The sequence below is a fragment of the Candidatus Omnitrophota bacterium genome (genome assembly GCA_028693815.1).
Taxonomy (GTDB): domain Bacteria; phylum Omnitrophota; class Gorgyraeia; order Zapsychrales; family Aceulaceae; genus Aceula.
On the sequence record JAQUUP010000020.1, the window covers coordinates 1 to 20,458 of the forward strand.

At 36.4% G+C, this 20,458-nt stretch carries 14 protein-coding genes; all 14 read left to right on the forward strand.

Translation table 11 applies throughout. The annotated features are described in order from the left end of the window. Positions 1–20 precede the first annotated feature (20 nt). Complete coding sequence (locus tag PHY73_06590; GenBank protein MDD3375369.1) at positions 21–6,203, forward strand: hypothetical protein; 6,183 nt, start codon at positions 21–23, stop codon at positions 6,201–6,203. Positions 6,204–6,485: 282 nt separating this feature from the next. Further along, positions 6,486–6,857, forward strand: coding sequence for a PilZ domain-containing protein (locus PHY73_06595; GenBank protein MDD3375370.1), 372 nt, complete (start codon positions 6,486–6,488; stop codon positions 6,855–6,857). Between the two features lie 32 nt (positions 6,858–6,889). Then, entirely contained in the window at positions 6,890–8,368 is a 1,479-nt protein-coding gene (amrB, locus tag PHY73_06600) for an AmmeMemoRadiSam system protein B (protein ID MDD3375371.1), read from the forward strand. A gap of 24 nt (positions 8,369–8,392) precedes the next feature. After that, a complete protein-coding gene (locus tag PHY73_06605) occupies positions 8,393–10,258 on the forward strand; it encodes an AsmA-like C-terminal region-containing protein (protein ID MDD3375372.1) in 1,866 nt (621 codons plus the stop codon). Positions 10,259–10,362: 104 nt separating this feature from the next. Continuing rightward, positions 10,363–11,154 carry a PD-(D/E)XK nuclease family protein gene (locus tag PHY73_06610; protein MDD3375373.1) on the forward strand — a complete coding sequence of 264 codons (792 nt, stop codon included), beginning with the start codon at positions 10,363–10,365 and terminating at the stop codon, positions 11,152–11,154. 11 nt (positions 11,155–11,165) lie between these two features. Beyond that, the gene (locus tag PHY73_06615) at positions 11,166–11,321 is read left to right on the forward strand and encodes a hypothetical protein (protein MDD3375374.1); all 156 of its coding nucleotides are present in this window, start codon (positions 11,166–11,168) and stop codon (positions 11,319–11,321) included. A 169-nt stretch (positions 11,322–11,490) separates the two neighbouring features. After that, a complete protein-coding gene (locus PHY73_06620) occupies positions 11,491–12,669 on the forward strand; it encodes a PilZ domain-containing protein (GenBank protein ID MDD3375375.1) in 1,179 nt (392 codons plus the stop codon). A gap of 9 nt (positions 12,670–12,678) precedes the next feature. Beyond that, a complete protein-coding gene (locus tag PHY73_06625) occupies positions 12,679–13,422 on the forward strand; it encodes a SprT family zinc-dependent metalloprotease (GenBank protein ID MDD3375376.1) in 744 nt (247 codons plus the stop codon). A 7-nt stretch (positions 13,423–13,429) separates the two neighbouring features. After that, positions 13,430–13,651 (forward strand): DUF167 domain-containing protein, encoded by a 222-nt coding sequence (locus tag PHY73_06630; protein MDD3375377.1) that lies wholly within the window; start codon positions 13,430–13,432, stop codon positions 13,649–13,651. A gap of 120 nt (positions 13,652–13,771) precedes the next feature. Next, a complete protein-coding gene (locus PHY73_06635; GenBank protein MDD3375378.1) occupies positions 13,772–14,215 on the forward strand; it encodes a GatB/YqeY domain-containing protein in 444 nt (147 codons plus the stop codon). Between the two features lie 20 nt (positions 14,216–14,235). After that, positions 14,236–15,018, forward strand: a complete 783-nt coding sequence (locus PHY73_06640) for a polysaccharide deacetylase family protein (GenBank protein ID MDD3375379.1) — start codon at positions 14,236–14,238, stop codon at positions 15,016–15,018. A 27-nt stretch (positions 15,019–15,045) separates the two neighbouring features. Further along, complete coding sequence (locus PHY73_06645; protein MDD3375380.1) at positions 15,046–18,330, forward strand: hypothetical protein; 3,285 nt, start codon at positions 15,046–15,048, stop codon at positions 18,328–18,330. Between the two features lie 219 nt (positions 18,331–18,549). Beyond that, the gene (locus PHY73_06650; protein MDD3375381.1) at positions 18,550–19,548 is read left to right on the forward strand and encodes an AAA family ATPase; all 999 of its coding nucleotides are present in this window, start codon (positions 18,550–18,552) and stop codon (positions 19,546–19,548) included. Positions 19,549–19,564: 16 nt separating this feature from the next. Continuing rightward, positions 19,565–20,455 carry a DUF58 domain-containing protein gene (locus PHY73_06655; GenBank protein ID MDD3375382.1) on the forward strand — a complete coding sequence of 297 codons (891 nt, stop codon included), beginning with the start codon at positions 19,565–19,567 and terminating at the stop codon, positions 20,453–20,455. The last annotated feature ends 3 nt before the right edge of the window (positions 20,456–20,458 follow it).

The following is a 20,458-nucleotide window of genomic DNA, read 5'->3' on the forward strand; positions in this document are numbered from 1 at the left end:
TTGAAGATGCGAAGAAATATTTGATTGAAAGATTTAAAATTGAAGATGAAAGTAATTTTAAAATTGCAAGAAAGAGAAAAGGAGTAGGTGAAGAAGTTCTAGCAGTCTCGCTAAAAGAAAAAAATTCAATTTTTGCTGCCATTGCTCCTGGAGCTACGTGGCAAGGAAATAGGAATTTTAGTAAAGAGGAATGGATGGAGATAACATTCCGTGTTTTGCCTAATGGTAGCGCAGGGTCTCCGATAGGAGAGTATGATTTAAGTGCAGCTGCAAAAGCTTGGAGACAAGCGACAGCTTTGGCTCAAAAAAAAGACGGTGGCAAAAGTATTGTTCGCCAAATTGGTCGATTAAATGATCCTAAGAATAAAGGATTTTTTCAGGGGAAAAGAGAGCTTGACGGGGCTGTTAAGCAATTTTTTGGCTCTACGGCAACGTATTCTTATTTTTCTGGGAACAATTTTCTTTCAGCGATTGAAAGCGGAACAAATAAAAAGCTTACTTTTTACAACCGTGACACATTGAAGCCAATAAATTATGCAGAAGCAAAAAAGGCTAAGACTCTTCACGTTATTAAGGTTGGCGATCAAAGTATTGCGCTTGTTGTATCGTCTTCAACGCTTAGAGTTGGTGATAAGATTAAAGGTGATTTTGCAGAGGCTTTTGAAAGAATTTATAATGTTTTTGATAGACGTTTGCCTAGAAAAATAATTGTAGATTACGGAGAAGGGGAGGACTATTCTTTCGACCTAGGCAACAAAGTTTTTAAATTAGAGGATGCTTTGGACTTGGTTGAGGGCCAAGAAGATATTACCTTGTTTGAAATGCAGTTTGAGGGCGTAATACAAGCAAAAATTAAATCAATAAATTTTGATAATACAGAATGGGAAGTTGTTTCTGTTCGAACCGGACGGTCATCGTCAGTGCTTGATCAAAACTTAGCAAAAATTAGATTTAAAATTAAAACGAATCTTAACAATCAATTTGCAATTCAAGATTCGATTATTCGTCAGGTGGAAGAAATTCTTGGCAAGCCTTTAGGAAAAATAATTTTTACTTCGCTTGATAAGAAGGGATTAGAGCAAAGGTTTTTTTATCAGCCATCGGAAACATTAGAAGAAATCGAATTTCGGTATTCTTGGGGAACGTTTCGGGTAATAAAGCCAGAATCTTCTTATTCATCATGGTACGTTAAGAAAGGAGCAAAGCCTTTTGCTTTTCCTGAAAAGTCCACTGTACCAGCTAAGATTATAATCCCAAGTTTTGCTGATGATGTTCCAGCCAAGACAGTTTATGAGGCTGCAAAAAAAGTAGTCGAAGAAGGAGGATTAATCATTCAAGAGACTAAAATTGGTTCGCTGGAAGGTTATCCTAGTAGTTTAGGCGATGAGAAATTTCCTGATAATGTCCGTGAGTTTTCTTTTGTGGTTAAGGAAAAAGGAACGATCATTTTTTTGAAAAAAGATGGATTTTGGAATCGTACAATTCTTGGCGTTAAAGGATTTGATGAACAAGTTGAATTTGCGCAACCAACAGCTTTTGAAGCGACACAGCAATTAAGAAAGCAGATTATTGGCTTGATAGATCAAGGAGATGTTGATTTTAAAGATACTGAAGAAACAGGTCTTGAGGAAAAAATAGAAAATGCTGGCTACGAATTTAAAGTTATAAAGGATGCAAAAGGTTTAAAAGAAATGTTTACTCCGGTGAGCGGTCAATATATAGAGATTTTTGATCGAGAAGATGGTGAAGATATCTATAAGCCTGAAAATGTTATTAAAATTTTACAAAGTGAATTGGAAAAGAGCGAAATCATCGATGTTTACGCTCATGTCGTTACTGCTGGTGAGGCAAAAGTCATTGTCTTTTATGCTCCCGAGCAGGCTTCTTCTGATATTAAGAAAAAGAAGCTGGCTATTGATTTGCCAGCTGCAAAGCAACATCTTGATCAACTTATTGAGCTATCAGCAAAAGAAGAAATTGATTTGTTTGAGGTTGCTAAACTGTTGCGCGATGATCCCATTATTTTAAAATTTGCCCCAAGAGAATGGCTTCAAATGCTTAAAAAAGAAGATATTGTTTCTGAGGATGGCCAAGACATTCTTTCGTCACAAGTTTTATTTAACATCATTACTTCTATTATTGATGCGATGTCATCAAAAAAACGTATTGATAATCAAGGTAATCCTGTTTTGAATCATGTAGAGCCGATTTCGTTTGTGCACGAGAATAAAGTACCGATAACTAGGCATGCAAGAACTCTCGCGAAAGAGCTTTATAAAGAACATAAAGAATCACCTGTGGGGCGAGATTATCTTGTTTTTTCATACAATCAAGCCGAGCGCGTTTTAGAGGATGATCCTGGAGTGAATCGTATTGCAATTAACGTCCAGGCAGCTAAAGGGTATGCCCAGGCGAATCTTGAAGGCAGGAATTTTGAAACTGATCCAAATAATCCCTTAAAGTTTTTTTATAAGCTGGCGGGGGGTATAGGTCAGGATTATGATCCGGATCAGGATATGTTTAAACTTATTGATGATTACAATAAAAAGACTGGGGCCATTGTACAAGCATTGTGCTATGTAAGCAATGGATGGGGGTATCGAAATACGGATGGCAGTTTTGAAAAGGTTAGCATCAAAGATGATATTATTCCCATGATCAAAGAGATCCATGAGAAAAAAGGTGTTAAGTTTTTTGCTTTAAGCGACACAACAGGAGAGGCGAATTCAAAGCAAACCTTTGAAGCTTTCGCTGAACTTTTTGATTATTTTAAAAAAGAAATAGAATCAGGAGAGATTGTTTTTACATATCATGGCCACACAGATTCTATTCAGGGGATTTTAAATGTTTTTGCCGCGATTAAAGCCGGTGTAAGAGAGATTGATGTAGGTCTTTTAAATCTGGGCGGATCACCCACTGCATCTGCATCAAAAGGAAACGTTTGCGCTGAAGACTTAATCTTTATCCTTGAAGCTCTTGATGTTGATTCTGGGGTTGATTTAGATTCCTTAATCGAGGGCGCTCGCAGTGAAATTATTAAAACTATTAATGAAAAATATTTTCAAGATCGCATAAGCATTGTCGGTGATCTTTCTAGAGAAGCGCGCAAAAATCTAGACTCACATTTTATTGCGGGGCTAACTGCGAAAAAAATTTTAGAAAACGCCAGCAAGCTTAAGATTTCAGGATATTCTACATACGTTGGGGTGCATGACCAAGTTGTTAGAAGCGTAGGGCCTGCAGATAAAATTGTGATTAAAGATAGATATGGGCATATAATTCCTTATCAAGATTTTAGTGAAGATGATTCTGATGAGGCCTTTGAAATTGTATTTCGATACAAGTGTGGTGCCGCGTTTAGCTTTCGGCGACCACCCTCCTTATCAAAGAATTGGGTGTATGAAAAAGAAACGGCGAGTTCGACACTTACAAAGTTTAAGCCATACGAGCAAGGATTAACAGGGGAGTTCTTAAGCTATGTTAACGAAAATATTCTCACAGAAAGTAATTGGAGAGAAACTGAGGATTCAGGTGAGTATTATTCTGAGATGGAGACGCCTGCTGGAAGCCGAATCATGTTTGCAAGAGAGCTCCATAAAAGAGTCCCCTGGAAAGTGACCTATCTTGATTTAAAAGAACAAGATATTGGGGAGCTTAAAAATGTTCCGTTGTTGTTCCCGGATATCGATACTGCCGAAGATCTTTTAGAGTTGATTAAGAAAGTAAAAATTAACACAAATGTTATTGGAGATTTTATTGAAGAGATAGAGTTTGAAGGCTCGCTTCAGAACAAGCCACTTAAAGATTTAGATTCTTTTAGAATTTTAGTTTTTGACAGGAGAATCAAAAAGAATCCATATGCAATCGAGCATCCGTACCTTATTAGCGCCCAAAAAGGTGAAGATGGATGGGATATCACGATTGAGAAAAGGTTTGGTGAAGAAAGAGAAAGAATTATTAAGACTCTTGTGGCCTTGATGAGCGGGGAGACTAATTTTGTTTCGAATGCGACCCTTGAACCTTATACAACAGAAGTTGTAATGAGCGATGGTTATGCGACAGTAAAAAGAGAACCTTTTTTTATGATGAGCAATACAGATACAGAAATTACAAGGAAAATTAAGGGTTCAGATGGAAAAGAAACTACAGTTTTTACGGCCCTAAAAGTTGTGCAAGATTCCTTCCCAAACATAAAAACTTTAGCGGAATTTTATAAATTTATAGAAGAAAAATTTGGGTATGGTGCTACAGAAGAAGGCTCAGGGTTAGGGTATAGTTTGGCTTTCTATGCAGCAAAAGAATTATCTTCAAGCACCTTGACAATAAACAGGCAAAAAGTTATCGAAATTCTTGCTGAGCTTATTGAATCAGATGAAATCGATACTGAGATCCTAGAACGATATAATCCAGAGCAACCGATGCGCAAACGTCAATTAAAAAAAAGAGCCACTTTAGAGCTAGGGATAGAGCAAAAGGCAGAAGAAATTATTAGAAAAAATTTGCAAAGCGAATTATTTCTTCGTGAGGTTTATTTATTTGCACAAGATGAATTTAAAGGCGGATATCAAGAGGCTTTAGAAAAGGCGAAAAGTTTAATCGGCCTCAAAGGCGATAAGTACGATTTTATAGATTATTTTAAAAGACAAAGCAACGCTCGAGGTTTTCATTGGATTGATTCAGCAAGTTACAGATCTGTGGATTCGTTAGTTGATTTAACAACCGAGAATGGAAGCGAGATTATTTTTAAGCAACCAGATGGGGATGGTAGTAAATGGGAGTTCGAAAGCTTTAATGTTGATGAAAAAGATATGCGTTTGTTAGAAAAGTTTCCGTTTTGGTTATCTGATATTTTGCTTGTCGATATTAACAGTGCTGATGATTTTCTAGAAATTCTTAAAAAAGTTTATCTTGATGGACAGAGTTTAGGTATGGAAACATCTGATGGCAAATTTATTGTTCAGATAAACAAAAAGGGAAATAACGATTTTCGTATTTTACTTAAACCAAGGAATCGATCTCTAGATACGATTTCAGGTGATTATGAAATTTTGTTTAGCAGAGACGATAACAATGGCTGGAATATTAAAGTTTTAAGTCCAGAGGTTCCTGCTTTTGAGGCAAAGAAATTTATTATGGAGTTAAACGATCCTTATTTTTATGTTCCAAGAGGACAATTTTATCTTTCTCAGCTGTTGGGTAAGAGATTTTTTCTTGCGGAAGATATGCTTAGTAGTCTTCAGAGACTTGCTGGCGATATTTGGCAACAATATGCTGTTAAGGTAGATTCTTCAGAATCTTTATCTCTAGAATTAGATCCAAAAGAAAAAATAGTTGAATTCGAAATTTCGGGAAGAAAACAAGAAACTGAACATGTGGTTTATCGTTTAAGCGAAAAAGGTTTTTATCTTTTATTTGTTGAACTTCTTGAAAATAAAGAAAATCGTCATGTAGCAAGAGAATTGTTTTGGTCCATGGCTCATCAGGCGCATTCTGGCATTTCGGATCAAGAACTTGAGTCTATTGCAAGAAAAAAGCTTTTAGAATTAGAAGGTGAAGGATTACAGTTTAAATATGGTCAGTTGCTTAATTTAAAAGGTAAACTTGTTGAGGTCCCATTTTTTCTTAAAAAAAGTTTTTTCGATATTTTTACAGACAGATCAAGTTTTTTGTATATGATTACTAGATTAAATGGATGGGTTTCGAATATTGAGGGAGAAGATTCTGAAGATATTGTAAATATAAAAATTGGAGACGTCGGTCCACATTTTGATCTTCCTTTTACGGCTTTTCTGATTATGATCGCGGAGATTTCTGATGATCCTCAAGGATTAAAATGGGTTAATCGTTTTTTAACAGAAGCTTTGAAAAAAGTCGATAATAACGACTTTAAGTTTATCCGCAATGACGATATCAAGGCGTCTTCCGCTACTCCCACAGGCGGTATTGATCTGACCGAGATTTATGAGGATTTAAACATTAAGATTGATCAAAGCGGGTCACCTCTTGCTATTGAATTTCAGAATCTTAATCAGATTCATATTGAAGGATTGATGCCGGTCATTATTAATATTGTGCCTATATTAAATCTTCCAGTGCTTTTGGGTTTTGATCGTAATTTAGAAAAACCAACCAAAAGTTTGGCACATGCAGATTTTGAACCTATGGATCGCAGCCGGCCTTTCGATTATGCTTTAAAACAATAATATAATAACATTATATATATTATAAAAAGCCCCTTTGTCAATTGACACAGGGGCTTTTTAGTGGTATTGATAAAAGAGTAGAGATGAAGTCCCGACACCCTTCGGGTGAGGGATCACGTTCGAAAACTTAAATGTTTAATATCCTAACGCGTCACGCGCGTGGGATAACGTTCGAAAACCTAAATGTTTAATATCCCGACACCCTTCGGGTGCGGGATAAATTCGCGCCTATGATTTATGTCGCTTACGCTCAATAAATCATGCGCTCATTTAAGGAGGCATATGGACGAAAGAAGATCGTATCAACGTTTTTCAATGATTTTACCTGTAGAATATAAGCTTGCGGCTTTTCAAGATCAGCCTACAATGACGTCAAGTTTGGATATTAGTGGCAACGGAATGCGTTTTTGTATCAAGGATAAAGCAAGCATTGGAGAAGAGGTTCATCTTTATGTTCAGATTCCTGATTCAGAAAAAGTACTTTTGGCGGCAAAAGTTGTTTGGGTTAAATTTCTTGAAGATGATCAAGAGTATGAAATAGGCGTTAAGCTTGCGGATACAAAATCAGAAGACGGAAAAAAGTTTATGGATTTTTATTCGCAACAGATGCTTATTTTTCTAGAAGAAAATAAAGATCAAAATAAAATAGAGTAATTTGTGAGTTGTTTAACACCTAAAGGATTTCTGTGAAGGTTTTATGGTTTCGTTATTGCTTGATTGCAATTATTATTCTTATGTGTGTCAACGCCAATAGTCAGGATTTTGTTAAGACTCCTAATGTGAGCGGGCAATTTTATCCTTCCGATAAAGATCAACTTGTTTCTGAAGTTGATCAGTTCCTTTCAAAGGCAAAGCCTAGCCCTGTCGATGGAAAAATACAAGTTATTATTTCTCCGCATGCGGGGTACCTTTATTCTGGAGAGGTGGCTGCTTACGGATACAAGGCAGCGAAAGAGCAGCAATATTCTACGATTGTTGTTTTAGCTCCAACACATCGCTTTGAACTTTCAGGATCATCTATTTGGGCCAAGGGGGCATTTCAAACACCGCTGGGATCAGTTGAGGTTGATGAAGATTTTGCCAGCCAGCTTATTTCAGGAAATACTAATGTTCAATTTACTTCAGAGGTGTTTGCGCAAGAGCATTCGCTGGAGGTTCAGATCCCATTTTTGCAGAGAACATTTAAAGATTTTAAAATTGTTCCCGTGATTATCGGACAACTCAATCTTGCTCAATGTCAAGATCTCGCATTATCTTTGGATAAGATCATCGGCGCTCGGGAAGATGTTTTGATTGTTGTCAGCAGTGATATGTCTCATTTTCATGACAGGAAAACAGCGAAAGCCATGGATGACAAGACGATTGCCATTGTTAAAGAGTTAGATGCGGAAGAATTGTTTGAACGATGCTCGCAGGGCCTTTCTGAGTTGTGTGGTATTTTTCCTGCTACCGTTGCAATGTTGTATGCTGATAAAAGAGATCTTGATGTCTCTGTTTTAAAATATGCTGATTCGGCGGATATTACAGGAGACAAGAATTCTGTTGTTGGGTATTTCTCGGCTGTATTTTATAAGCAAAATAAAATGAAAGCAAAGGATGATAAAACAATTCCGTTGAGTGATGCACAAAAAAAACGTTTAATCGAAATTGCAAAAAAAACTATAAATCAATATGTTGAAACAGGAAAAGTTTTGGATGTTAGCGAGACTGATCAACGGCTTTTGAAGGAAGAGGGCGCTTTTGTGACGATTCATAAAGATGGGAATTTGCGGGGTTGCATTGGTAATATTTTTGGCCAGGGACCGCTTTATAAAACTGTTCGAAATATGGCGATTGCAGCATGTTCGCAAGATCCCCGTTTTCCTCCTGTAAGCAAAAAAGAGCTTAAAGATTTAGAAATCGAGATTTCTGTTTTATCAAAGCCGTGGCGGATTAGCAATCTAGACGAAATTGAGCTTGGCATTCATGGCGTGATTGTTAGCAAAGGCTCATCTCATAAGGGTTTATTTTTGCCGCAAGTTGCAACCGATCAAGGTTGGGATCGTGAACAATTTTTATCTTACCTGTGCGCGCATAAGGCTGGATTGCCTGCGGATGCATGGAAAGATCCTTCCGTTGTTTTAGAGGTTTTTACTGCCCAAGTTTTTTCAGAAAAAGATTTTTAAATTTTAAAAAGGATTATAAAGAAAATGAAGCTACCAAAAATTTTAGTTATTATTATCTCTGTTGTTTGTATTTTTCTTGTTGTTATTTCGCTCGGAATTTTTATTCTGATTAAGATGTTTGACATTAAAAAATTTCAACCTCAGATTATTTCGCAGGTTGAGAATGTGCTAGGCAGAGAGGTTTCTTTAAAAGATTTGTCACTTTCGTTTTCCTTTGCTAATGGGCTTGTTGCCTCAATAGAAGGTCTTCAAGTTTTGGATGACCCGGCTTTTTCAAAAAAGAATTTCTTTTCAGTTTCGCAAGCTCGTCTTAAGTTAGATTTGATTCCAACAATAACCAAGCGTGAAGTTTTTGTATCTAGCATTGAATTTATTGATCCGTCTATTTTGATTGTTCGAAACGACCAAGGTGTTTTTAATTTTCAGACATTTAAGTTTTTGGATTCATCATCTGGCGCGGCTCAACCAGCAGCTGTTTCGCCGGGCGTGCTATCTACTGGCGATCTTTCTTCTGCAGCAGCGATTCCCTTGGTTTTTATAAAGAATGTAGCGATTAAAAATGGCACATTAAATTTTGTTGATAATACCGGTGATGAACCGATGGCGATTGAAGTTTCGAAGATATTTTTTGGAATAAATAATTTTTCTTTGAACAATGTTTTTGATTTTGTTTTGGAAGCAGCAGTGTTTTCTGATGAAAAGAATATAAAAGTTGATGGAAGGGTAAAGATTGATCTTGGAAAACCAGTTGCGTATCTTCGAGATACAAAGTTCAAATTAAACTTAGAATCATTAAGCTTAGAAAAGATTGCTGCAATGCTTCCTGCAATAAAGCAAATAGAGCTTAAAAAGAATTTGGCAGGAGAAGTATTTTGTTCGATTGATTTAATGGAAATAAGCCCGGAAAAGATGACGATTGTTTATTTAAAGGGCGGGATTGAAAACGGTAAGATTGAAAGTGGTCGCTTGAAAGAGCCATTGCATTCGATTGTCGCCAATGTTGAAATCAAGGAAGATAATGTTTCGATTGATCAAATTTCCGCTAAGCTGGGAGATGGGAATATTTTAGCTAAAGGCTCTGTGTTGGGTTATCAGAAAGATCAACAGTATGATATTTCTTTAGATGCTTCAAATGTTGATTTAGGCAAGACAGTTTATCAGGGTGATCAAGATATTAAGTTGTTAGGACTTTTGTCAACTTCCGCTGAAATTAAAGGCACAGGATTTTCGTCTTTATTGGCGTTTCAGCCGAAGATGGGGCGACAAAATTTAACACTTAAAGAAGGAAAGCTTGAAAATATTAATGTTTTAAAAGTTGTTTTAAGCCAGCTTAATTTTGCTCCTGATTTAGTTCAGAAATTAGAGCAAAACCTTCCTGAGAAATATAAAGAAAAATTAAAACAAAAAGACACCCCTTTAACAAATGTTATATTTGCGTCTTATATCGAGGATAATAAAATTTATCTTGATTCTGTAAGCGTTGCGACAGATATTTTTAGTCTTGAGGGCAAAGGGACACTGGATTTTGATTTGAACGCTGACATTCAGGCGCGCATTATAATTCCTCAGGATTTATCGCAAAGCATGGTTGATTCAATTGAGGAATTTAGTTATTTGATTGATGAAAACAAAGAAATTGTGATTCCTGTTATGATTAAGGGCAAGGCCCCGGATAAGCTTTCTTATTTTCCTGATTTAGAATATATCGGAAAAAGACTTTTAAAAAATAAAGGGCGTCAGGAGCTTCAAAAAGTCTTAGGTAAAGTTTTGAAAACAGGCGGAGGCTCTGATGAATCGTCTGGATCCGGCGAGGGTGAGGGCGAATCAAATCAGAATCCATCTCCCGAAGAGCAGATTATTGGAAATGTTTTGGATATGATTTTCAAATAAGCACTTAAGTTATGGAGCCGAAGGCGACATAACTTAGAAGTGCGAATTTGTCCCGCACCCGAAGGGTGTCGGGACATTGAGAGCATAACTTATTTTATCTGTATATGTTAGAAAAAAAACCATACAAAAGATCTCGAAATTTATTTAATCCGCAGTCAAAGTCTCCTTTTCGCTTGAGTCGATCACGATTAGAGAATTTTATAAAATGTCCTCGGTGTTTTTATCTAGATCGTCGCTTAGGAATCGATCATCCAAGCATGCCAGCGTTTACGCTTAATAGCACTGTGGATGAACTTTTAAAAAAAGAATTTGATTTTTATCGGCGCGAGCAAACGCCTCATCCATTGATGCAAAAATATCGTATTGATGCCGTTCCTTTTTTGCATCGAAATATGGATCAGTGGCGTGAGAATTTTAAGGGAATTCGATATGAGGATACAAAAAGAAATTTAATTATATTCGGGGCGATCGATGATCTTTGGGTTAATCCAAAAGGAGAGCTATTTGTGGTAGATTATAAAGCAACAAGCGCCACGGGCACGATTTCTTTGAATAGTGAATATCGTCAAGCGTATAAGCGCCAAATGGAAATTTATCAATGGTTGCTGCGAAAACAAAACCTGGATGTTTCTAATACGGGTTATTTTGTTTATTGTAACGCGAATAAGAATAGAAAGTCTTTTGATGGTCATTTGGATTTTGATGTTGAAGTTTTAGGGTATATTGGTGATGATGCGTGGGTTGATGGTGTTATTCAAAGTGCTTATGATTGTTTATGCAACGATCATCTGCCAGAATTTTCAGAAACGTGCGAATTTTGTCAATATTATAAGTCGATTGATGATTTTAAGAATCAAAAAGTCTATAGAAAAGAAGAGCAGCAATTTTTGTTTTAGGAGATTTGACCATGAGCATAAAGAAATTCTTGATTATTTTTGTTTTATTTGTAGTTTCAGGGTGCGCTTTTACGCAAGAAGAGTATGATCTTCAGGAAAAGTATAACAAGAAGCGCCAGGAGGTTCGGGAGGCCGAAAAAAAAGATTCTTTAACGGTTCGCTGGTAATTAAAACCTTTATTGCAAGAAATTTGTTTTATGCTAAAATATTAATAATAATATAAGCATATATAGATATGAAAAATAATCAAAAAGATCTAAGAAAGCAGCCTTAAAAACAAGGGGTTGCTTTTTCTATTTTAAGCGTAAATAATGCGCAAATTCCGAGGAGGGGATTATGGTACGTAATTTATTCGGATTTCCAAAAAAACTTTATAAAGAGGCTCGCAGTCAATTTCGCGTTAAGGAACATCTTCCAATTAAGTGGATGTCAGGTTCAGATGTTTCTGGTATTGGCAAAATTAGGGATATTAGCGCTTCAGGGGCGCTGATTGAAGCTAAAGCAATGAAGCCGTTTGGAGACGGCACTGTGCTTCAGATGCAGGTTGACTCTCCTGCACAAGGCGAATTTGTTCCAGCGCAGGGACGTATTGTGTGGTCAAGGCGTAAAAGTTTCTTCAATCAAAGCTTGCTCTGTGGAGTTGAATTTATTAATCCTGCTTCTGAGATTATGGAAAGATTAAAAGAGCGGGTATCGGCTCGTATCGCAAAAATAGAGCGCTTTGATCGATTTGGTGATATTTTAAATTTGGTTCTTTTTATTTTGGCGGTTGGTTTAGGCATTCTGGTGGTGCGTCAGCAGTCTTCTATTCAAAAAACAATTGAGAAGTCAAATCATCTCATGCTGGGATCTTCCAAAAAACAAGCGGATCTTTATCGAATGTCGATGAGTGCATATCAAATGCAGTCTCTTGTGCTTGCGGAACTTACAAAAAATTACAATACAACTCAGGCGTTACTTTCTCAGACAGAAAGCTTGCTTGCGCAAACGCAGGAAGATTATGGATTAGCCAAACAAGAAGTTAGCGCCTTGAAGTCTTCATTAGAGCAAGCGCGTATTGCAGGTTTGGATACCTCGACAAAAGTATTAATTTCTGAACGAGATGATTTAAAAGGACAGCTGGCAAGCTTAAGAACAGAGATTAATTTGTTGCTTCAGGAAAATCCTGATTTGTTGTCTTCGCAGACAGCACCTTTTCAGAGTCGTGTTGATAATATTAATATTCAGATGCAAGATTTGAAATATTCGACATTAATGGCTAATATCAAAGAGCATAAGAAAGCCATTGGAGAATCTCGCTATAAAATTGCATCATTAAAACGTCAAGCGCGAAAGGTTAAAAAGGAAATTTTGCATCAAAGAGATGCGATTGGCTTAGCTCAAGGAAATCAGGGTTATCTGATCAAAGATGGGGAGATTTTTTCTGCACAAAAAACAGCGCAGACCTCTGCTGGCCTTAAAGAATCAGGTGAACCAGTAAAAAAAGTTAATATCAATGTTTCACTTTTTGAATAATTAGGCCACGTGAAGATAAAGAATTGCCAAATTGTAACCGCAGCTGGAACGCTTTCCTACGTTTATGTTCGTTCACCTCGACGAAAGACCGTTGCTATCCAAATTGATCAAGATTTAGAAGTGCGGGTTTTTGCGCCATCTTTCTTAAATGAACAAGAAGTTATTGATTTCATTGAAGATAAGGCTTTTTGGATTAAGCAAAAGATTAATGCATTTAAGAAGCGGCATTTTTGCTCAACAAAGCGATTATTTTCCGATGGAGAGGAGTTTTTGTTTTTAGGAGAAAAACACAAGCTTTGTTATCAAGAGACTTTAAATAAGAAAGTGTCTATTCAGTTTTCGTCTGATCATTGGGATGTCTATGTTCCAAAAGTACTAGCACAAGAAGATATCGAGCCTTTGGTTAGAAAAGCGTTTGTTCAGTGGTATCAGCGTGAAGCTAGAGAGATTTTGGCAAGTCGGATTTTTTATTTTGCACGAATTTTAAAGGTTGATCCAAGCAAGGTCAGCATCCGTACGCAAAAAAAGATTTGGGGTAGTTGTCATCATTCGACGAAGCGTATTAATTTAAATTGGAAGATTGTAATGGCCCCTCTTCGGGTGATGGATTATATTATTGTTCATGAGTTGTGTCATTTAAAAACGCCGAATCATTCTAGTAAGTTTTGGGATCGCGTTCAAAAGGTTTTGCCGAAGTATAAAGAGTGTGAGAAATGGCTCTACGGTCATTCTGGGTTAATGGTTTTATCTTAAAAATATAATGCGAATTGATATCAAAGTTATTGCGGGAGCCAAAAAAAATTTTATAAAGCAGGAGGATGATATTTTTAAGGTTTATTTGAGTGCTCCTGCGGTTGACGGAAAGGCTAATAAAGCCTTGGTTGCATTTTTGGCCAAACATTTCAAAATTTCAAAAGGAAAGATAGAAATCATAAAAGGATTGAAATCTAGAAACAAAACAATTATGATAGAAGGAATTTAATAATAAGAAAATCCTAATTCGTCCCGCTAGGTCGCGGAACTTACAGGATAAATTCGCGCAGTCTGACTTAACGTTGTCTACCGGCTTTCGCAAGTCAGGCACTCATTTAAGGAATGCAATATGTTAGAGCAGCAAATTTCTAAAGATTATATCCAGGCGATGAAGGCTAGAGATAGTTTTAAAAGCTCTGTTTTAAGTTTTTTGAGAGCTCAGTTAAAAAATGTTTTGATTGATAAAAAGATTGATCAGCTTGAAGATCAAGAAGTGATTGCTATTATTAAAAAACAAATTAAGCAGAGACAAGATTCTATTGCTCAATTTGAGCAGGGGAATCGTCAGGATTTAGCAGAGAAAGAAAAAAAAGAGCTAGAGATTTTAAGAAGTTATTTGCCGGAAGAGATGTCCGATCAAGAGGTTAAGAAAATTATTGCGGAAGTCATTCAGGAAACAGGTGCCGCTAGCATGAAAGATATGGGCGCAGTTATGAAGGCTGTTGGGTTAAAAATTCAGGGACGAGCGGATAATAAGCTGGTTAGCAATTTAGTTCGAGAATCACTCTCGTAATTTTAAGAATAAAAAACTTTATGAAAAAATTTGAACAAATTATTATTGTTACTATTCTTTTTTTAGTCATTATTGGTACTTATGGTACGGAGCTTTATGGGAAATACACCACTCCGATTATTATGTATCATAATGTTGAAGAAAAAACAGATGTTCATCGTCTTAACGGAGTTGGAACGAGCAATTTTGAATACCAAATGTCTTTTTTGAAGCGAAATCATTATAATGTAATTAGTTTAGATGCTCTCGTTGAGGCAATCGTTAATAACGAAAAGATTCCGCACAACACTGTTGTTCTTACTTTTGATGACGGATATGAGGATAATTATTTATTAGGGTTTCCAATTTTAAAGAAATATGGATTTCCAGCAACCATTTTTATCAGCTCTGCGAAAATTGGGACAGAAGGGTATTTGACTTGGGATCAAATAAGAGAAATGGAACAATTTGGGATTATGGCTGGAAGCCATACGTTGTCGCATGTTTATTTGCCAGGGGTTTCAGAAGAAGAGCAGATCAAAGAGATCAGAGATAGTAAAAGAGCTATTGAGCGAAAGGTGGGCCATCCAATTTATAATCTTTGTTATCCAACCGGGGGATTCAATGATTTTATAAAAAAGATAGCGAAAGATTTTGGATATAAATCCGCATGCACAACTAATCGTGGATACGATCAGTTGAATAAAGATGTTTACGAGTTAAATCGTATTCGTTTCGGAGATAGAGATATCTCTTGGCCTATATTGAGAGCTAAGTTATCTGGATTTTATAATTTTTTTAGAAGTTCAGTCGATCCGTACTAAGTTAAACGATAAAACAAAAGGAACTTGATGAATGCAAAAGGAGTAGAACTCAATCCGTATTATTTAGATAATCAAGATCGATTTGTAATTGAGAATTATAATAATACAAAGACGTTTACTAATTTCTTTCCTGGAATCGCTGGGGCGTGGGGAATCCCGATGTGGGTTTTTTATGTGAATCGTGGTCAATGTGTTTCGAGTTTTGGAATTGAGAGCAAAGACAAATCTATTATGGAGTTTCAGCCTGCTAATAAGGCGTATCGACACGTTTCTACTCAAGGGTTTCGTACGTTTCTTAAAATCAAAAGTGGCAACAAGACTATTTTTTATGAACCATTTCAGGAAAATTTATCCAATTGTCAATTTAAGCGTACTCAAAAGATGGCAATTTCAGCGCACGATTTGACCATTGAAGAGGTTAACCAGACATTAGGTATTTCCGTTGAAGTTAATTATGCGACATTGCCTGAAGAGCAATATGCAGCGCTAATTCGAAAAGTCTCTGTTAAAAACTTATCTAAGAAAAAATACGATATTGAAATTATTGACGGCATGCCTGCGATTGTTCCTTATGGTTTAAATGATCGACTTTTAAAAGATATTTCTCGAACGGTTGAAGCTTGGATTCAGGTTAGTAATTTAAAGAAAAAAGCTGCCTACTATAATTTGAAGGTTGTTGTTTCTGATAAATCGTGTGTTGAGAATATTACGGAAGGAAATTTTTATTTTAGTTTTCAAGAAAATGGCAAGACACCAAAACTTTTAGATCCGATTGTTCAGTCAGCATGTATTTTTGGAAAGGCTAAAGATTTTATTTATCCAAAGGCATTTGTTGACGAAAAGAACTTTCAGGTTCCCAAGGATCAGAAGACGAGAAACAAGACACCGTCTGCCATGAGCTTTGCTAAAAGTTCGCTTAAAGCAGGACAAAAAACCGTGATCACATCTTTGATTGGACACATTCACAGTAAACCTGAGCTGAACCGCATTGTTAAAAAAAGTATTTATGGCGATTATTTAGATGTCAAAGCAGATCGAAGCCGTGCCGTTATTGATGAGATTCGAAATTTAGTTTTTACGAATAGTGGTTCTCGAGAATTTAATTTGTATTCGATGCAAACATTTGTTGATAATGTTTTGCGTGGAGGTCTTCCCGTTTCGTTTAAAACAGAGCAAGGTCGCGTGTCTTTTAATGTGTTTAGTCGAAAGCATGGAGATCCAGAAAGAGATTATAATTATTTTGTTTTAAACCCAACATTTTTATCTCAAGGAAACGGTAACTATCGGGATGTTAATCAAAATAGGCGTAACGATATTTGGTTTAATCAAGATGTTAAAGACACTGGTATTATTAATTTCTTAAATTTGAGTCAAGCTGATGGATACAATCCTCTTGTTGTCAGAGGGACAGCTTTTGCTTTATCTAATTCTAAATTAGCAACGAGTTTGGTTAAGAAATACGTAAGCAGTGGTAATCGAAAAATGGTTAGCGATCTTCTTGAAAAGGATTTCTTTCCAGGCGAAGTTCTAAAAGTTATTTTTGAAAACGACATTAAGCTGACTGTAAGGCCAAGAGAATTTTTAACAACGATTCTTTCTTCTTGTCATATTCGCGAGTTAGCAGATCACGGGGAAGGGTTTTGGACAGATCATTGGACGTATAATCTCGATTTGATTGAAAGCTATTTGAATGTTTATCCTGAAAACCTCAAAGATTTGCTTGCAGACAAAAAGGCATTTACTTTTTATCATAATGATCATTATGTTTTGCCTCGATGTCGAAAATATGTTTTGACAGAGCGTGGGCCTCGTCAATATCAATCTGTGGCAAAGTTATCAAAAGATCTTGTCTCCAAGAAAGATAATAAACTACGAGTTCATAATGGAACAGGACGTGTTTATCATACCAATCTTATCGTCAAGCTTTTATGTCTCATTGTTAATAAAGCAGCTTCTTTGGATCCCTCTGGTATTGGTGTTGAGATGGAGGCTGATAAACCAAATTGGTATGATGCTCTCAATGGATTGCCAGGGCTTTTTGGTTCGTCAATTTCTGAAACATTAGAAGTTAAGAGGGCGTGTCTGTTTTTGTTAAATTCATTAGAAGAGATAAAAGCAAATGATCAGGATTCTGTTGATATTTTTGAGGAATTAGCGAGCTTCTTGTCAAAGTTAAGCGATGCTCTTTTGAAACAGACTGGTTCTTTATCCTACTGGAAGAAATCAAATGATATCAAAGAAGCGTATCGTCATTCTGTTTTAATGGGAATTACCGGAAAGGAAAGAGCTGTTTCTATTTTAAAAATAAAAAAGTTTTTAAATCTTGTTCTTAAGAAAATAGATAAAGCAATTGTTCTTGCGAAGGATGAAAAAGGAGTGCTGGCGACTTATTTTAGTCATGAGCTTGTTGACTATAAGAAGCTTAAACAAGTAAACGATCAAAATTTGCCATTTGTTGCTCCATTAAAATTCAAGAGACATGCTTTGCCGCCATTTCTTGAGGGTTTTGTTCATGCGCTTCGATCTGAAACGAGCATTCAAGGAGCAAGAGAATATTACAAAAAAGTTCGAGCGAGCAAGCTGTTTGACCAAAAATTAAAGATGTATAAGGTCAATGCTGATTTATCTGGCGAATCATCTGAAATCGGACGGACCCGAATATTTCCTGCTGGTTGGCTTGAAAACGAATCGATTTGGTTACACATGGAATATAAATTCTTGCTTGAGCTTTTACGGTGTGGGCTTTATGAAGAATTTTATTCTAATTTAAGAAATACAGTGGTTCCTTTTTTGGATCCAAAGAAATATAGTCGTAGTATTTTAGAAAATTCATCGTTTATTGTTAGCAGCGCTCATGAAGACCCTAAGAGTCATGGTCGAGGATATGTCGCTCGATTAAGTGGCTCAACGGCTGAGTTCGTGCACATGTGGCTTTTTATGAATGTTGGCATAAAACCTTTTTCATTAGACAAAAATGGGAAGTTACAGCTTGAGTTTAAACCGATTTTGGATAAGTCTATGTTTACGACAAAGCCAACAACCGCATGTTTTCGTGATCTATCGAAGAAGTGGTGCACTATTTCTTTACCGGAAAATACATATGCTTTTAATTTTATTGCGCGAACACTTGTTGTTTATCATAATTCAGAGCGCATAGATACATTTGATCAATCAAAATTCAAAATCAAGAAAATTGTTTTGAGCTTTGCTAATGATAAAAAGAATATTGAGCTTGAAAGTCAGATTATTCCATCTCCTTATGCTGAACGCATCCGAAACGGAGAGTGTGAATGTATTGATGTTTTCTTTTAAGAGGTTCTCGATGCGCTTTTTAGAAAATTTATTTCCATTCTTATTCATTTTTTTATTTATTACATTTCCCAAAGAAATAGATTTAGGACGTGACAACCTATTTGTAAAGATAGGCTTGCGGCCAATGGTGTGTTAAAGTTTGCAAAATAGGCAAGTGAGCGTGCTCGCTTGTATTGATAATGGATAACATAAAATATAATTATAATAAGGAGGATAGCAATGGTTGAAAAAGGAGATATTGCTTTGATTAATGAGAAGGTTAAGAAAGAAAGTTCTTTTCTTGACGGTATTCTTTTTGAAATGCAAAAAGTAATTATTGGCCAAGAATATTTGCTGGAACGACTCTTGGTTTGCCTTTTGGCTAATGGCCATATTCTTATTGAAGGTGTTCCTGGCTTGGCGAAGACAACGGCGGTTAAGACGTTATCTTCAGTGATTCAAGCAAAGTTTCAAAGACTTCAGTTTACTCCAGATATGTTGCCAGCAGACTTGACTGGAACAATGATCTATGAGCCAAAGACATCAACGTTTCGCGTAAAAAAAGGACCGATTTTCGCAAATATTGTTTTAGCTGATGAAATTAATCGTGCCCCAGCGAAGGTTCAGAGTGCTTTGCTTGAGGCTATGCAAGAAAGACAAGTGACGATTGGAGAAGAAACTTTAAAGTTAGACAATCCGTTCTTAGTTTTGGCAACTCAAAATCCGATTGAACAAGAAGGAACATATCCTTTGCCTGAGGCGCAGGTAGATCGTTTTATGTTAAAAGTAAACATTACTTATCCGACAAAAGAGCAGGAATATAAAATTTTGAAGCGAATGTCATTTACTGAAAAGAAAATTGATGTTAAAGAAATTGTTACTGTTGAAGATATTGTGCGTGTTCGTGGATTGATTGATGAAATATATATGGATGAAAAGATTGAGCGATATATTGTCGATCTTGTTGAAGCGACTCGAAACCCTGAAAATTATAATCTTGCTGATCTTAAAGGATTAATTCAGTATGGCGCTTCGCCACGCGCTAGCATTTATCTTGCGGTAGCTTCCAAGGCCTACGCGTTTATTCAAAGACGTGGTTATGTGACTCCCCAAGATGTTAAATCTATAGGAATGGATGTTTTGCGTCATCGTGTTACGCCAAGCTATGAGGCAGAGGCGGAAGAAAAAACATCTGAGGATATTATTAAAAAGATATTTGATGAGGTTGAAGTTCCATAAGAATTAAATATTAGCCATGATTCCTAAGGAAGTTTTAAGAAATATTCGGCGTATTGAAATAACGACATCTCGGCTTGTGACTGATGTATTTGCTGGCGCATACCACAGTGTCTTTAAGGGCCGGGGTATGGAGTTTGATGAAGTACGCGAGTATCAGCCCGGAGACGATATTCGCACAATCGATTGGAATGTTACAGCAAGGACGGGAAAGCCGTATATTAAGAAATTTGTTGAAGAGCGCGAGATGACTGTGATGCTTCTTGTCGATGTATCAAGATCTTGTCAATTTGCAACGGTTAATGAGTTGAAAAGTAAGCTCGCAGCTGAGATTGCTGCTGTTTTGGCTTTTTCTGCTATTCGAAACAGTGATAAAGTGGGACTTATTATTTTCACAGATGGTGTTGAAAAATTTATTCCACCTAGAAAAGGTTTGCGCCATGTTCTTCGTGTTATCCGAGAGGTTTTGTATTATGAGCCAAAAGGATTTAAGACTGATATCTGTCAGGCATTGGAATATTTAAGTAAGGTCACAACGCGCAAGAGTGTATCATTTTTAATTTCTGATTTCTTTGAAGATAATCTTGTGACGCGTTTGAAGAAAGATTTGGCTATTGCGAATAAGCGTCATGATTTAATTGCTGTGACTCTTAATGATCCTCGAGAGCGCAATCTTCCTGATTGCGGAATTCTTGAGCTTGAAGATGCTGAAACGCAGGAAGTATTTTCTGTTGATTCCACAAGCGCGCAGATTCGGGAACGTTATTGCAAAGATGCGCAAGAGCGCATTTTAAAACGAGAGGAATTGTTTCGTTCTGTTGGAATGGATTTTATTAATGTTTCAACAGATGTTCCTTATGTTCACGAGCTGACGAAATTCTTTATAAAGAGAAAAAGAAGGTTTCGGTAAAAT